The organism is Stakelama portus, assembly GCF_003171655.1.
In the GTDB taxonomy this organism is placed as follows: Bacteria; Pseudomonadota; Alphaproteobacteria; order Sphingomonadales; family Sphingomonadaceae; genus Sphingomonas; species Sphingomonas portus.
The window spans coordinates 619,413-635,107 of the sequence record NZ_QFZL01000001.1 but is presented as its reverse complement, the minus strand read 5'-3'; the positions used below and the strand labels follow the sequence as shown (position 1 = coordinate 635,107).

Sequence of the window (15,695 nt, the reverse complement as noted above, 5' to 3'; positions counted from 1 at the left end):
CGGTCTCCTTTCCCCTGAGAAAACCGATGAAAACTCCGTCGGTTCACCTTTCTGTGACAAAAGGGCGACAAAGCGGATGGGAGCTCCTATATGGCCCGCGTAGACCGGTTGAGGGACCGATGCTGACCACCAATCCGTTTGATGATGACAAGCTGCGCGAAGAGTGCGGCATCTTTGGCGCATCCGGCGTTGAGGGCGCAGCCGCGCTCGTCGCGCTGGGGCTTCACGCGTTGCAGCACCGGGGGCAGGAAGCCGCCGGTATCACCAGTTTCGACGGCACATTGTTCCACACGCACCGCGCGATGGGTCTCGTCGGCGAAACGTTCAGCCAGCAGAATGAAGACGCGATCCGCGCGCTGCCGGGCAAGGCTGCATGCGGGCATGTGCGTTACGCAACGACCGGCGAGACCGCGTTGCGCAATGTACAGCCGCTGTTCGCCGAGCTGAGCGAAGGCGGATTCGCCATCGCGCATAACGGCAACATCTCAAACGCGATGCGGCTGCGGCAGGAACTGGTGCGGACCGGTTCGATCTTTCAGTCGACCAGCGACACCGAAACGATCATCCACCTGACCGCGCGGTCGAATTACGACCAGCTGCTGTATAAGTTCATCGATGCGCTGAAGCGTGTCGAGGGCGCCTATTCGCTGATCTGTCTGACGCGCGAGGGCATGATCGCGTGCCGCGATCCGCTGGGCATCCGCCCGCTGGTGCTGGGCAAGCGCGGCGACACGGTGATCGTGGCGTCGGAAACGGTCGGCCTCGACGTCGTCGGCGCCGAATTCGTGCGCGAGATCGAGCCGGGCGAGCTGATCGTGGTGAAGGGCACCGAGATCGAATCGCACCGCCCCTTCCCGCCGCGCGCGCCGCGCCCGTGCATCTTCGAATATGTCTATTTCTCACGCCCGGATTCGAAAGCGGTTTCGGCCGGTCGTTCGGTCTATGCCGTGCGCAAGGCGATCGGCGCGCAGCTGGCGAAGGAAACGCCGATCGACGCCGACATCGTCATCCCGGTGCCCGATTCGGGCACGCCGGCGGCGATCGGATATGCGCAGGAATCGGGCATTCCGTTCGAACTGGGCATCATCCGTTCGCACTATATGGGCCGGACCTTCATTCAGCCGACCGATGAGATCCGGCATGAGGGCGTGCGGTTGAAGCACAATGCCAATCGCGACGTGGTGGCGGGCAAGCGCATCGTCCTGATCGATGATTCGATCGTGCGCGGTACCACCAGCCACAAGATCGTGCAGATGATGCGCGATGCCGGCGCGACCGAAGTGCATATGCGCATCGCCAGCCCGCCGACCAAGAATCCGTGCTTCTATGGCGTCGATACGCCGGAAAAGGCCAAGCTGCTCGCCGCGAACAAGTCGCTCGAGCAGATGACGGATCATATCAAGGCGGACAGCCTCGCCTTCATTTCGATGGACGGGCTGTACAAGGCGCTGGGCGAAGCCGGGCGCGGCGAACAGCCGAGCCATTGCGACGCCTGTTTCTCGGGCGAATATCCGACCCCGCTGACCGACCAGCGCGACCGCGAAAATGTGGATCAGTTCGCGCTGATCGAGGAAACCGAAGCGGCCGAATAAGGCCGATCCTTCCGGAGCAATGATGACCGACAAGCCTCTTTCGAACCAGGTGGCGCTCGTCACCGGCGCCAGCCGCGGCATCGGCGCCGCAACGGCGCAGGCGCTGGGCACCGCGGGCGCGCATGTGATCCTGACCGCACGGACGCCCGGCGGTCTGGAAGAAGTCGAAGAGGCGATTCACGCAAGCGGCGGCAGCGCCACGATCGCGCCGATGGACCTGGCCGAGAATGAAAGCGTCGCGCGGCTGGCCGCTGCGATCGCCGAACGCTGGACGGCGATCGACACGCTGGTGCTCAACGCCGCGTCGCTGGGCACGCTCAGCCCGGTGACGGCGATGGATTTCAAGGAACTGGCGGCGGTGCTGACGCTCAATGTCAGCGCGCAGGCGGCGATGCTGCAGGCGTTCGACCCGCTGCTGCGCAAGGCGCAGGCGGGCAAGGTGATCGGCGTGACGTCGAGCGTCGGGCGCAATCCGCGTGCCTATTGGGGCATGTATGGCGCGTCCAAGGCGGCGTTCGACAATCTGCTGCTCAGCTATGGCGAGGAAGTGCGCAACCTGACGCCGATCCGCGTCGCGATCGTCGATCCCGGCGCAACCCGGACGAAAATGCGCGCGCGCGCGTTTCCGGGCGAAGATCCGGCGACGCTGAAAGGTCCGGAAGTGGTGGCCGACGCGATCGCGCGGCTGGCGGTTGCCGGTTTCGAAACGGGGCATTTCGAACGGGTGGGCTGACCCGGCCAACCGTAGCCCCTGCGCAGGCAGGGGCCTATGTCTGGCGCGTTTCGCGCCAAAAACCGACACATATACGGCCGCTTATGTGTCCGCCTCTCGTCCGCAAGCTACAGCGATAGGCTCCTGCCTGCGCAGGAGCGACGGGCCAATCACTTGATCGCTTTCACCGCTGCCAGGGCGCGTTCGCGGGCTTCGCGATGGCCGATCAGCTTTTTCGGATAGCCATCGGGACGACAACCTGCTTCCTCGGGATCGTGAATATAGGGATCGTCGAGTTCCGCCAGTTCGGGCACCCATTGACGGATATACGCCCCCGCATCGAACTTCTCCGATTGCGTCAGCGGCGCCATGATGCGGACGAACATGTTCGAATCGACGCCGGTGCCGGCAACCCACTGCCAGTTGGTCGCATTGCTCGCATAATCGGCGTCGACCAAAGTATCCCAGAACCATTTTTCGCCTTCGCGCCAGTCGATCAGCAGATGCTTGATCAGGAAGCTCGCGGCGATCATCCGGACGCGATTGTGCATCCACCCGGTCGCCCATAATTGCCGCATCCCGGCATCGACGATCGGATAGCCGGTGCGACCCATTGTCCAGGCGTCGAACTCATCCCGGACGGTGGAGGAACGGAAATCGCGCCATGCCATCGCGTCGAACCGGTCGCGCGCATTTTTGGACGCATATTCGGGATATTGCAGGATCACGTTCTGCGCATAATCGCGCCAGCCGATCTCCCCCAGAAAGGTGCCGACCGATCCGCCGACACCGGACGTGCGGTGCCAGACATAGGCGGGCGAGACTTCGCCGAAATGCAGATGCGGCGACAGGCGCGAGGTCCCTTCGCGGGCGGGCAGGTTGCGCTGGCTTTCGTACCGCGTCGCTTCGTCGATGAAAGCGTCGACGCGCTTGCGCGCCCCCGCCTCGCCCGGCTCCCATTCGGCTTCGAAGCCCTGCGCCCAGTTCGGTTTCGTCGGAAGCAGCTTCCAGTCATCGAGATCGTCCGATTCCGGCCAGCCTTCGGGCACGGGAATGTCGCTCGGACGATTGGCGGGTTCGGGCGGCGGCATGCGTTCGGAGAGCGCGCGCCAGAAGGGGGTGTAGATCTTGTACGGGCTGCCGCTGCCGGTCGTCACCGATCCGGGCGGCGCGAGATAATTGCCGTGGTGACAGACCAGGTCGAGCTTTGCCGCCACCGCGCGCTCGGCATTGCGCCACCAGGGCTCGTAGTGCCGGATACAGTGGACGCGCCCTGCCCCGGTCTGTTCGGCAAGCTGCGCCAGCGCCTCTTCCGATTTGCCGCGCCGCAGGATCAGTCGCGATCCCTTTTCGCGCAGGCTCGCGTCGAGGCTTTTCAGGCTGTGGTGCAGCCACCAGCGCGAAGCGGCGCCCATTTTGCGATGCCGCGGCGTTTCATCGTCGAGGATATAGACCGGGATCACCGGCCCTTCGGACGCCGCCGCAATCAACGCCGCCTGATCGGAAAGCCGCAAATCGCGGCGGAACCAGAGAATATTGAGTGCAGGCATCGGTCAGGGATTTTTTCTCACGCAAAGGCGCAAAGGCACGAAGAGAAGAAGAAGAAGGTTCTTCAATCTTGGTAGTTGTTCGCGATCCTACGAATGCCCTGCCGGAAAGTTTCAAATCCGAAATTCATCAGCAGTCCAAGGGGAAGGTTCATGAGCCTGAGATAGGTAAGCACCTGCTTGCCGTGGATCGGCGAGCTCGCTTCCGTCGATTTCAACTCGATCAAAAGCTGCTCTTCGAGCAGCAAATCCGCTCGAAAGCCTTCCTGCAGCACGACACCATTATAGCGAATGGGAATCGGCTTCTGCCGCTCGACGAAAATGCCTCGCTTCGCGAGGCTATCGGCCAGACAGGCTTCGTAGACCGACTCCAGAAGCCCCGGCCCGAGCGCTTCATGCAGCTTGAATCCGCAATCCACCGCTTCACGCGCCAGTGCCTCTAGCCGTTCGCTCACTCGCCCTTTCTTTCTACCTTCCTCTTGGCGCCTTTGCGCCTTTGCGTGAGAAATCCTTACTCGTGGCGGCGGGAGACCAACTCACGCCTCCCGCGGCTGTTTCTCCACCATCCAGGTCTGGCCCTTGGCGACCAGTTTCTGCAGGTCCGCGACCTTGCCTTCGCTTGCCGCACGATTCTGATCGACCACGGCGCTTTCGAACGTCGGAGCGGGATCGTCGTAGAGGACGCCGAGCGCCATCGGGAAATCGCCGAACGGCATTTCGACCAGCAGATGCGCGATCATGCGGTTGGTCTGATCGTGGACGAGCACGCCCGCGCCTTCCCAATCATCGCCTTCGACATCGACGACCTTGAGGCTGAGCGTTTTGGCGTCGAGCGCGATGCCCTTCACCCCGCCGGTCTTTTCCGAACCGAACAGCATCGGCTTGCCATGTTCGACCCACAACTGCGTTCCCGCGGCGTTGGGCTTGGCCGTGAAGGACGCGAAGACATCGTCGTTATAGACGATGCAGTTCTGGAAAATCTCGATAAAGGCCGCGCCCTGATGCGCATGCGCCGCCTTGAGCACGGCAGGCAGATTCTTGTGCACGTCGATCCCGCGCGCAATGAAGCGCGCGCCGCTGCCAAGCGCGAAGGCGCAGGGCTTGGCCGGATGATCGACCGAACCGAACGGCGTCGACGGCGAACGCGTGCCTTCGCGGCTGGTCGGCGAATATTGGCCCTTGGTCAGGCCGTAAATCTCGTTGTTGAACAAGAGCACCTGGCAATTCAGGTTCCGGCGCAGCAAGTGCATCGTGTGGTTGCCACCGATCGACAGCGCATCGCCGTCGCCGGTGATGATCCACACATCGAGATCGGGATTGGCGAGCTTGACCCCCGTCGCCACTGCCGGCGCGCGACCATGGATCGTGTGGAAGCCATAGGTTTCCATATAATAGGGGAAGCGCGACGAGCAGCCGATGCCGCTGACGAACACCGTGTTTTCGGGCGTACCGCCGATTTCGGGCATGGTGCGCTGCACCGCCTTCAGGATCGCATAGTCGCCGCAGCCGGGGCACCAGCGGACTTCCTGATCGGTTTCCCAATCCTTGGGCGTCGACTTGTTGATGGGGGTGATGTCGTTCATCTTCGTTCTTCCGTTCGTCCCGAGCGAAGTCGAGGGACGTGTTCCGCATGGGCCCGTGTCTCGACTTCGCTCGACACGAACGGCGGCGTGAAACCTACAGCAACGCTTCCTCGATCGCCGCCTCGATCTCGGCGATCCGGAACGGCTGGCCCGAGACCTTGTTGAGCGGCTGGGCATCGATCAGATACTGGTCGCGCAGCACCGTCTTGAGCTGGCCGGTGTTCATTTCGGGCACGATCACCTTGTCGAAACCCTTGAGCAGCTCGCCAAGGTTCTTCGGCATCGGCCAGATGTGGCGGATGTGGATGTGCGCGACGTCGAGACCCTTCTTCCGCGCGCGGCGAACCGCCTGATAGATCGGGCCATAGGTCGAGCCCCAGCCCACGACCGCCAGCTTGCCGCCGGCTTCGCCCAGCGACAGCGCCTGATCGGGCACGTCGATCCCGGCAATCTTGTCGCGGCGAATGTCGGTCATCGCCTGATGGTTGGCCGGAGCATAGTCGATATTGCCGGTACCCTGCGCCTTTTCGATGCCGCCGATACGGTGAAGCAGGCCGGGCGTGCCCGGCTTGACCCACGGGCGCGCCAGCTTGTTATCGCGGGCATAGGGCAGGAACTTTTCGCCCTCGGCCGGAGCGTCGGTTTTGAACGTCACCGGGAACGGCGCATATTCGCTCATATCCGGCACCTTCCACGGCTCGGCCGCGTTCTGCAGGTACCCGTCGGTGAGCAGCATGACCGGCGTCATATATTGGGTGGCGATGCGCACCGCCTCGATCGCGCAGTCGAAGCAATCCGCCGCCGAACGGCTGGCGATCACTGGCACCGGCGCGTCGCCGTTACGGCCATAAACCGCCTGATACAGGTCCGATTGTTCGGTCTTGGTCGGCAGACCGGTCGAAGGGCCGCCGCGCTGGGCGTTGACGATGACGAGCGGAAGCTCGGTCATGATCGCCAGGCCGATCGCTTCGGTCTTGAGCGCGATGCCCGGCCCCGAGGAACAGGTGACGCCCAGCGACCCGGCATAGGAAGACCCCAGCGCCGATGCGACCGCCGCGATTTCATCCTCCGCCTGAAAGGTGGTGACGCCAAATTCCTTGAGCCGCGCAAGGTGATGCAGGATCGCGCTGGCCGGCGTGATCGGATAGCCGCCATAGAAAAGCGGCAGGCTCGCCAGCTGCGCACCCGCGACGAGCCCCAGCGAAATCGATTCCGCGCCGGTGATGGTGCGATACAGGCCCGGTTCGGCAGGTGCCGCCGGGACGCTGAGCCGTCCCACCTGCCCGCCGATTTCTGCGGTTTCGCCATAGGCATGGCCGGCGTTGAGCGCAGCGATGTTGGCTTCGGCAAGCTCGGGCGCCTTGGCGAACTTCGCCTTGAGCCAGTCGATGATCGGCTGGCGATCGCGGTCGAACATCCACAGCGCAAGGCCGAGCGTCCACATATTCTTGCAGCGCAGCGCTTCCTTGTTGCCCAGGCCAAACGGCTTCACGGCATCGAGCGTCAGCTGCGAAATATTGAGCTTCATCAGCCGCCATTTGGCGAGGCTGTCATCCTCGAGCGGATTGGCGTCGTATTTTGCCTTGGCAAGGTTGCGGTCGCCGAATTCGCCTTCATCGGCGATGATCAGGCCGCCGGGCTTGAGCTGTTCGACATTGGTCTTGAGCGCCGCGGGGTTCATCGCGATCAGCACATCGGGTGCGTCGCCCGCAGTATCGATCTCGGTCGAACCGAAATTGATCTGGAAGGCGGAAACCCCGAACAGCGTCCCCTGCGGCGCGCGGATTTCGGCAGGGAAGTCGGGGAAAGTGGCAAGGTCGTTGCCCGCCAGCGCCGTGGACAGCGTGAACTGCCCCCCGGTCAGCTGCATGCCGTCGCCCGAATCGCCGGCGAAACGGACAACAACGGCTTCGGGCAGCGGATTGGCGGACGCCTCTTCGGGCGTCAGAATATGAGTGGCACTTGCCATCGAAACTTCCTGCGGATCTTATGTCGTGGCGGGCGCTCTACGCCTGTCACTGCGTTTACCCAAGGTAGAAAAACCCCCGATCATTGCAATGTCGGCTTGGGCACGGCCCCGTTCCCGCGCGCCCGAAGCGCTGCTCAGAACGCGACATAGCTTCGATAATCGGTGTAAAAATCATTGTCCCAGGCAAATTCGATGAAGGACATGCCGATCGTCTGATCCAGCCCGTCGACATGGTGCCACCAGCCGATCGGGATGAACAGCGCATCCCCCGGACCGATCGTGCATTCGAGCACCGCCGGCTTTTCGGCAGTCGCGGGACCGGGCAACAGATCGTCGCTGCCCCAGCGGCTGTAGCAATGGAAATGGTTGCGCATTTTGGGCGTGTCGTGGCTGGCCACCATCCGCACGCGCTTGCGCCCGACCATCTGGATCAGCAGATTGTTGGTCAGGTCATGGTGCCAGGGCGTCACCGTCCCCTTCGGCCCGACCCAGATGAAGCCGTTCCGCTCGCCGCCCGGCCGCAATATGCCGGGGATGCCGCCGATATCGCGATAAAAGGCACGAAACGCGTCCATATTCTGGGCGCTGTTGTTGGCGGTGATATAAAAATCGTTGGTCGGCTCGTCCGACGCCAGCCGCTCGTACAGCTCGGCAAAGCTGCGCATCGCGCCATGATCGCGGGTGTTGATCTCATAATCCTTGTCGGCTTCGCGGCCGGTCTGGACGAACACCTCGCGCCTGCCGAGCACATCGCGGAAATAGTCGAGCGACCAGGTGCTGCGCGCTTCCCAATGATCGAACAGGCCCTGCACCACCACCGGGCGGTGCGCGCGATAATAGTCGCGATAAAATGTCTCGCCGTCGATCTTGCCGATCACCGGGATTTCGCCGCCTTGCGGATCGTTCGCGGCAAGCCGGGCGCCGTTCTGAAGCACCCATTCCCATTTGCCGATGCGATTGCGCAGCTTTTCGGTCGCCAGGAAATAGGGGCTTTTGGTCGCGCGGGCGATTTCCTGTTCGACCAGCGGCAGCGAAAGCCCGGCCGAACCGGCAAGCTGTTTGGCCAGCAGGTCGGGATCGGCGCCTTCCAGCAACCGCTCGGCGATCTTCTGCCGGAAATCGTCGTTGATCGCGGCACCCCGTGCCGCCTGTGCCGCTTTGCGCTTGTTCGCCTTTGCCATCCTGCCCGGTCCTGTAGTCGCAACGCGCTTCGTTTTGCGAAGCACGCGCTATCTACACAGCCGCGACGGCAAGGACTAGGAGGACCGGCATGACCGATCCCAAAGATCTGCCCTATCGTCCCGGCGCCGGCGTGATGCTGGCAAACCGCCATGGCCTCGTCTTTGTCGGCCAGCGGCTCGATTCGACGCTGGAGGCATGGCAGATGCCACAGGGCGGCATCGATCCGGGCGAAGACCCGCGCGATGCCGCCATTCGCGAACTGCATGAGGAAACCGGCGTCGCCGGCCATCTGGTCGAACTGATCGCCGAAGCGCCGCAGGAACTCACCTATGACCTGCCCGACGATCTGATCGGCAAGGTGTGGAAGGGGAAATGGCGCGGTCAGCGTCAGCGCTGGTTTCTCTATGGCTTTCTGGGCGAGGATCAGGACGTCGATATCGCCACGCCCGAACCTGAATTCCGCGCATGGCGGTGGATCGAGCCGGAGGAACTGCCCGGCCAGATCGTCGGGTTCAAACGCACCATCTATACCGAACTGGTGCGGGTTTTCGCCGAACCGCTGGCACGATGGCGCGCTTTGCCCTGAAGCTGCCCTTTTCCTGCCCGAGCCCGCTGCGTAAGAGGCTGCCGTGCGTATCTTGATTTTCCTTGCCGCCCCGCTGCTGCTCGCCAATGCGGACGACCCCGAAGTCATTCCGCCGCCGATCAAGGCCATGCTCGACGCGGCCATGGCCGCGGGCGACGAAAACGGTGTCGCGATCATCGTCAAATATGCGCAGACCGCCGCGCCCGACAGCGCGCGCGAGGTAAGCCGGATCGCCACCGAATGGCGCACCGAGCGGCGCCAGACCGCGCAACGCCGATTGCGCCAGTCGGATTTTCTCGATCTGCTCAAGGGCAAGATCGAACTGGGTGGCTATCGCACCACGGGCAATACCGAAAATATCGGCCTGGTCGGAACCATCGAATTGCGGCGCGAAGGCTATCGCTGGCGCCATAAATTGCGGCTGCGCGGGGAATATCAGGAAAGCCTCGGCGTCACGACGCGCGAACGCTATCTCGCCGCCTACGAGCCGAACTACAAGATCGACGACCGCAGCTATGTCTATGGCGCGGCACAGTTCGAAAGCGACCGGTTTTCCGGCTTCGACGAACGTTATTCGCTGTCGGCGGGTCTCGGCTACACGCCGATCAAGCGGCCGGGGATGACGCTGGAGCTCGAAGTCGGCCCCGCCTTTCGTCAGACCCATTATACCGACGACACCAATGAAGGCTATGTCGGCGGTCGCGGGTCGCTCGACTTCAAATGGAATCTGGCGCCCAGCATCCGCTTTCAACAGACCGCATCGACCTATATCCAGACCGCCAACAGCACGGTGTCGAGCAATTCCGCGCTCAATTTCCGCGTGCTCGGTCCGCTTTCGGCGCAGCTTTCATATAATCTCCAATATGAAAGCGACCCCACGTCGAACCGCAACAGCACCGATACGACGACGCGCGCCGCGCTGGTGGTCGACTTCTGATTTCGCAAAGGTTCACCTGAACGCGTTTTGACGCTAGGTGCTGGGGATGACTGCGCTATCCCCTCAGGAAGCCGAAGCTGTAGCGCGTTGCGCCGCGTCGCCGATGCTCGAACGCACCCGCGCCTGGGTCGCGATCAACAGCGGTACGCGCAACCTCGCCGGCCTCGCGCGCATGGCGGACCAGCTCGCCGATGCCTTTTCCGCACTGCCCGGAACCCTTGCGCTCGAAACCCCCGATCCGGCGGAGAACGTGACTGCCGATGGTCAGGTCGAAACGATCGAACATGGCCGGCACCTGCACCTCACCGTCCGTCCGCAAGCACCAGTGCAGATTTTGCTGACCGGCCATATGGACACGGTGTTTCCCGCCGATCATCCGTTTCAGAACGAGCGCTGGCTCGACAATGGTCACCTCAACGCGCCGGGCGCCGCCGATATGAAGGGCGGGCTGGCGGTGATGCTCGCGGCGCTGGAGGCGGTCGAGGCGAGCCCGCTGGCATCGCGTATCGGCTATGAAGTCGTCATCAATTCGGACGAGGAAGTCGGTTCCTTTTCCTCCGCCGCCCTGCTCGTTCGCGCGGCGCAGGGCAAGGTCGCGGCGCTCACCTATGAACCCGCCCTGCCCGACGGCACACTGGCGGGCGCACGCGGCGGAACCGGCAATTTCTCGGCTATAGTTCATGGGCGCAGCGCGCATGCCGGACGCAATCCCGACGACGGGCGCAACGCCATCGTCGCGGCGGGCGCGCTCGCGGTGCGGCTGTTCGACATTCGCGGCGAAGGCCTGTCGGTAAATCCGGCACGGATCGAAGGCGGCGGACCCAATAATGTCGTCCCCGAACTGGCGATATTGCGTATCAATTTCCGCCCGAAGGACGAAGGCGCCATCGCCCGCGCCCAGGCCGCGCTTGACGAAGCGATTGCGGAGGTCGCAACCCGCTATGACGTGCGGATCGAATTGCATGGCGGTTTCAATCGCCCGCCCAAACCAGTTGATCCGGGCGCCGAAAAGCTGTTCGGGCTGGTCCAGCGAGTCGGCAGCGACCTTGGCCTCGCCATCGCCTGGAAAGCGACCGGCGGCGTGTGCGACGGCAACAATATCGCGGCATGCGGCGTGCCGGTGGTCGATACGATGGGCGCACGCGGCGGCGCCATCCATTCGTCCGACGAGTTTCTGATTCCCGAAAGCCTGGCCGAGCGCGCCGCGCTTTCGGCCGTCACCATTTTACGTATCGCCGAACAGGGGCATCCATGACGTTCGTAATCCGCGCTGCGCGCGATCAAGACCTGCAACCTTTGTACGAAATGGCGAAGCTGACCGGTGGCGGCTTCACCAACCTGCCTCCTGAAAAGGACGCGTTGCGCGCCAAGCTGGAGCGCAGCCATCAGGCATTTGCCCGTACCGGCGACGACATCGCCGACGATCTGTTCGTGCTCGTGCTCGAAAATATCGAAACCGGCGAAGTGCGCGGCACGTGTCAGATCTTCACGCAGGTCGGCCAGAAATGGCCCTTCTACAGCTATCGCATCGGCATGGTGACCAAACACAGCCAGGAGCTGGACCGTACCTTTCGCGCGCAATTGCTCAGCCTTGCCAATGATCTGGAAGGATCGAGCGAGGTCGGCGGGCTGTTCCTCCATCCCAAGGAGCGCGCCGGCGGGCTGGGCATGTTGCTTGCGCGCAGCCGCTATCTGTTCATCGCGCGCCACCGCGCCCGTTTTGCCGATCGCATCCTCGCCGAACTGCGCGGCGTGATCGACGAAGCCGGCGGATCGCCCTTCTGGGACGGCGTCGCGGGGCGCTTTTTCGGCATGAGCTTTCAGGAAGCCGATGAATTCAATGCGATCCACGGCAATCAGTTCATTGCCGATCTGATGCCCAAACACCCCATCTATATCGCGATGCTGACCGAAAGCGCGCGATCGGTGATCGGCCGGCCGCATCCCAGCGGACGCGCGGCGATGCGGATGCTGGAAAATGAAGGCTTTGCCTGGGAAAATTACATCGACATTTTCGACGGCGGGCCGACGATGACCGCGCGCACCGATCAGGTGCATGCGATCCGCGACGCGCGCACCGAAACGGTCGCCGCCATCGCCGATGGTGGCGAACCGGGGCTGGTCGCGAGCGGGCAGCTGGCGGAATTCCGCTGCGCGATGGCGCAGGTGCGCCGTTCGGGCGACGGCGTCGCGATCGATCCGGATGCGGCGCGCGCGCTGGGCGTGGGCGAAGGCGACAGGGTGATGCATGTCGGCCGCTGAATTCGTGCAGTTGCATCAAGGAAGCGCATCATGCTGACCGAAATCAATTTCGACGGCATTATCGGCCCCAGCCATAATTATGCAGGGCTGAGCCCGGGCAATCTTGCCGCGACGAAGAATCGCGGGCTGGTCTCGCATCCGCGCGCGGCCGCGCTGCAGGGCATTGCCAAGATGCGCGCCAATATCGCGCTCGGATTACGGCAGGGCATTCTCCTGCCGCATGCGCGCCCCGACCATCGCTGGCTCGACAGCCTTGCCACGCAGTTTGCCGAAGCGCCGCCACATCTGCAGGCACAGGCGTTGTCGGCTTCGGCGATGTGGGCAGCCAATGCCGCCACGGTTTCGCCCGCGCCCGATGCGAGCGACGGCCGCTGCCATCTGACAATCGCCAATCTGCTCACCATGCCGCATCGCAGCCATGAATGGCCCGAAACGCTGGCACAGTTGCGGCTGGCCTTTCCCGGCGATGGCTTTGCCGTGCACGCGCCGGTTCCCGCGCCGTTCGGCGATGAAGGCGCCGCCAATCACATGCGGCTGACGCCCGCGCATGACCGCCCCGGCGTCGAGATTTTCGTCTATGGCGTTTCGGGCGGCCCCTACCCCGCCCGCCAGCATCGCGAGGCGAGCGCGGCGGTCGCGCGGCGCCACCGGCTCAATCCCGCGCGCACCTTGTTCGTGCAGCAATCCGAAGCCGCAATCGCCGCCGGCGCGTTCCATAACGATGTCGTCGCCGTCGCCAATGAGCGCGTATTGTTCGCGCACGAACAGGCCTTTGCCGACAGCCAGGCATTTTACGACGCGCTGCGCGGCACGCTTCCCGAAGTCGAGATCGTCGAAGTCCCGGCGGACAGGGTCAGTCTGGAAGACGCGATCGCATCCTATCTCTTCAATGCCCAGCTGGTGACCTTGCCCGATGGCGGCATGGCGCTGATCCTGCCCGGCGAAGCGCGCGAAACGCCTTCGGTCTGGCAATGGCTTCAGGAAATGGTCGCCGGCAACGGCCCGATCCGTCACCTTGAGGTCGTCGATGTCCGCCAGTCGATGGCCAATGGCGGCGGCCCCGCCTGCCTCAGGCTGCGCGTGGTCGCCGACCCTGCGACCATCGACTCGCGCTTTCTGGTCGACAACGCCCGCCTCGACGCGATTGCGCAAGTCGTTGAGGCGCATTGGCCCGACGCGATTGCCCAGGACGAAATCGCCGATCCCGCATTGATCGCGCGTGTCGAAACGGCGCGCCGCGCGCTGCTCGAAATGCTGGAAATTGTCGAGTTAACTTACAGTTAACCCTGTCTCTTAAGATGAACTGACGCGTTTCCGGGATTGGCCCGCGGCTTGCGTGGTGCGGTGCATGTGGCATCGATTCGCTAGGCTTTTCGTCATCAAGACCAAGTTCGAGGCGTTTCTCGTCATCTATGGCCTCGGCACCGGCGCAGTGGAGCGCGGGCTCCATTATCTTGATCGGTTTCCCGGCGTGGGCGGCTGGCTGTTGTTCGCGGTCTGCCCGATCGCGGTTTTCATGGCGGGCGCACGAATCCTTGATTCGATCGACAACCGTCCATGGTAAAGCATTTGTGTCGAGCGCTGGCGAAGGCTAACGCTTGGGCAAGGCCTGCGTTTTTCGGGGGATTTTAGGGGTCGTGCGGCTTTTCTCCGCTATTTTCTCGGCGCTTGCCGCTCAGGCGCTGCTCGTCACCGTCGTTGCCGGCGGCCTGCTCGTCTGGAACATGCACAGCGGCTATTCGGCCCAGCTCGCCGCGCAGGATCGCGAACGGCTGAGCGCCTTTGCCCAGCGCGCCACCGAAGTGGCGATCACCGGGCGCCCGCTCGACCGTTTCATCGCCGATTTCAACATGACCGGCGACAATCGTCTGGCGGGCCGTGTCCAGCTCGCCTCGCCCGAAGGACAAGCCGTCACCGGGCCCGGCATGGCAGGCGAACCGATCGCCCAGGAGGCGGTCGAAATCAATGGTCGGACGATCGGCATTCTGCGCGTCACGCGCCCGGCACAGCTGAACGATGCCGACCGCGAATTTCTGGGCATGCAATATATCGGTATCGGCGCGATCCTGTTCGGCATGCTGGCGATATTGCTGCTCGCGGCCTATTTGTTCGCGCGGCGCTGGTCGCGCCCGCAGGTGGCGCTCTATCGCATGAGTCATGACATCGTGCAGGGCGACCATGACGTCTATTTCGAAGAACAGGGCTATGCCGAAACCGCCGCGACCATGCGCAACCTGCATCGCGTGGCACAGCAGTTCAGCCGTCTGGAAACGGCGCGGCGCACCTGGCTGGTGACGATCGCGGACGAGCTTCAGCAACCGGTGCACGATCTGGAACAGCGGCTCGAAAGGCTCGCCGAGGCCGAGCCGCCCGTCGACCAGGCGCTGCTGATGGGCCTGGCGGAGGATCATCACATCCTCAACCGCATGGCCAAGGATCTGGGCGCGGTGGCGCTGTCCGATCTTGGCCGCCTGCCGGTCGAATTCGCGCAGGTCGATCCGCGCGCGCTGATCCACAACGCGATCTGGAGCAATGGCAAGCGCGCTGAGGCGGGCGGCGTCCGGCTGGAGACCAGCACGCTTCCCGAATATACGATATTGGTAAAATGGGACGGCGCGCGCGTCGAACAGCTGTTCGGCGCGCTGATCGAAAACAGCCTGCGCTACACGCCGCCTGGCGGGCAAATCGTGCTGGGTCTGGAAAGCTCGCGCGACGCATGGCGACTGATCATCGACGACAGCGCGCCGGGCGTGGACGTCGAACTGGCGCAGCGGCTGTTCGAACCCTTTTACCGCTCCTCCGAACGTGCCGACAGCAAACGCGGCGTTTCGGGCCTGGGGCTGGCAACCGCGCGCGCGATCGTCGATGCGCATCATGGCCGGATCGAAGCGGGCCGTTCGCCGATCGGCGGGCTGCGCGTCGTGGTGATCCTGCCGAGCAATCCGCCGACTGCCTGATCGCACCGGCGGGACTCAGCCGATCCGGCACCCCGGCAGCCTCAGGCCGGGCGATGCGTTTACGCGCCAGTTCCGGTCAGTAAAGGCCGGGCGGCAGTTGCGCCGACGCCACCCGGCCCGGAGGGGCGAGCCGCTGGCCATCCTCGGGCCGCTGCCGCGAACCACGGGGGCGGTCGCGCTGCTCTGCGTCGGACCCGGCCTTGGCTGGCTGGCGCTCGGATGGGGGGCGATGATACGACATGATTGTCTCCGTTCCGTCCCATCCTATGGCAACGTTGCGAAGCGCGGGATCGGATTGCCGCGAACGCCGCGCCGGATGCAGCGAATGCGGTGTGCCGGAAAGGATACGGCACTCACCTGTCCAACGA

Annotated in this window: 14 protein-coding genes; 9 read left to right on the top strand and 5 right to left on the bottom strand. The window is 63.7% G+C overall.

The window, feature by feature from the left end; translation table 11 throughout:
- The first annotated feature begins 119 nt into the window (after positions 1 to 119).
- Positions 120 to 1,592 (top strand): amidophosphoribosyltransferase, encoded by a 1,473-nt coding sequence (gene purF / locus DKB74_RS02850; RefSeq protein ID WP_109806568.1) that lies wholly within the window; start codon positions 120 to 122, stop codon positions 1,590 to 1,592.
- Positions 1,593 to 1,614: 22 nt separating this feature from the next.
- Complete coding sequence (locus DKB74_RS02845) at positions 1,615 to 2,325, top strand: SDR family NAD(P)-dependent oxidoreductase (RefSeq protein ID WP_109806567.1); 711 nt, start codon at positions 1,615 to 1,617, stop codon at positions 2,323 to 2,325.
- A 149-nt stretch (positions 2,326 to 2,474) separates the two neighbouring features.
- On the opposite strand, the gene DKB74_RS02840 is transcribed toward DKB74_RS02845, so the two are convergent.
- From DKB74_RS02840 to DKB74_RS02820, 5 genes are all read right to left on the bottom strand, one after another.
- Positions 2,475 to 3,854 carry a cryptochrome/photolyase family protein gene (locus tag DKB74_RS02840; RefSeq protein WP_109806566.1) on the bottom strand — a complete coding sequence of 460 codons (1,380 nt, stop codon included), beginning with the start codon at positions 3,852 to 3,854 and terminating at the stop codon, positions 2,475 to 2,477.
- 62 nt (positions 3,855 to 3,916) lie between these two features.
- A complete protein-coding gene (locus tag DKB74_RS02835) occupies positions 3,917 to 4,306 on the bottom strand; it encodes a GxxExxY protein (RefSeq protein WP_109806565.1) in 390 nt (129 codons plus the stop codon).
- 81 nt (positions 4,307 to 4,387) lie between these two features.
- Positions 4,388 to 5,434, bottom strand: a complete 1,047-nt coding sequence (locus DKB74_RS02830; protein WP_109806564.1) for a 2-oxoacid:ferredoxin oxidoreductase subunit beta — start codon at positions 5,432 to 5,434, stop codon at positions 4,388 to 4,390.
- 94 nt (positions 5,435 to 5,528) lie between these two features.
- Positions 5,529 to 7,403, bottom strand: a complete 1,875-nt coding sequence (locus DKB74_RS02825) for a 2-oxoacid:acceptor oxidoreductase subunit alpha (protein WP_109806563.1) — start codon at positions 7,401 to 7,403, stop codon at positions 5,529 to 5,531.
- Between the two features lie 134 nt (positions 7,404 to 7,537).
- On the bottom strand, positions 7,538 to 8,584 hold the full coding sequence (locus DKB74_RS02820; protein ID WP_109806562.1) for a cupin-like domain-containing protein: 1,047 nt from the start codon (positions 8,582 to 8,584) through the stop codon (positions 7,538 to 7,540).
- Between the two features lie 89 nt (positions 8,585 to 8,673).
- Between DKB74_RS02820 and DKB74_RS02815 the strand changes: the two genes are divergently transcribed.
- The 7 genes from DKB74_RS02815 to DKB74_RS02785 all read left to right on the top strand — a co-directional run bounded on the left by DKB74_RS02815 (position 8,674) and on the right by DKB74_RS02785 (position 15,327).
- On the top strand, positions 8,674 to 9,171 hold the full coding sequence (locus tag DKB74_RS02815) for an RNA pyrophosphohydrolase (protein ID WP_109806561.1): 498 nt from the start codon (positions 8,674 to 8,676) through the stop codon (positions 9,169 to 9,171).
- Between the two features lie 43 nt (positions 9,172 to 9,214).
- Complete coding sequence (locus DKB74_RS02810; protein WP_109806560.1) at positions 9,215 to 10,108, top strand: DUF481 domain-containing protein; 894 nt, start codon at positions 9,215 to 9,217, stop codon at positions 10,106 to 10,108.
- Between the two features lie 46 nt (positions 10,109 to 10,154).
- Positions 10,155 to 11,363, top strand: coding sequence for a hydrolase (locus DKB74_RS02805; protein ID WP_109807084.1), 1,209 nt, complete (start codon positions 10,155 to 10,157; stop codon positions 11,361 to 11,363).
- A complete protein-coding gene (locus DKB74_RS02800; RefSeq protein ID WP_109806559.1) occupies positions 11,360 to 12,370 on the top strand; it encodes an arginine N-succinyltransferase in 1,011 nt (336 codons plus the stop codon). The genes DKB74_RS02805 and DKB74_RS02800 overlap by 4 nt, the downstream gene beginning before the upstream one ends.
- 30 nt (positions 12,371 to 12,400) lie before the next feature.
- Positions 12,401 to 13,654, top strand: coding sequence for an N-succinylarginine dihydrolase (locus DKB74_RS02795; RefSeq protein WP_109806558.1), 1,254 nt, complete (start codon positions 12,401 to 12,403; stop codon positions 13,652 to 13,654).
- Between the two features lie 64 nt (positions 13,655 to 13,718).
- Positions 13,719 to 13,934, top strand: a complete 216-nt coding sequence (locus DKB74_RS02790) for a hypothetical protein (protein ID WP_109806557.1) — start codon at positions 13,719 to 13,721, stop codon at positions 13,932 to 13,934.
- A gap of 73 nt (positions 13,935 to 14,007) precedes the next feature.
- The gene (locus DKB74_RS02785; RefSeq protein ID WP_109806556.1) at positions 14,008 to 15,327 is read left to right on the top strand and encodes an ATP-binding protein; all 1,320 of its coding nucleotides are present in this window, start codon (positions 14,008 to 14,010) and stop codon (positions 15,325 to 15,327) included.
- Positions 15,328 to 15,695: the final 368 nt, after the last annotated feature.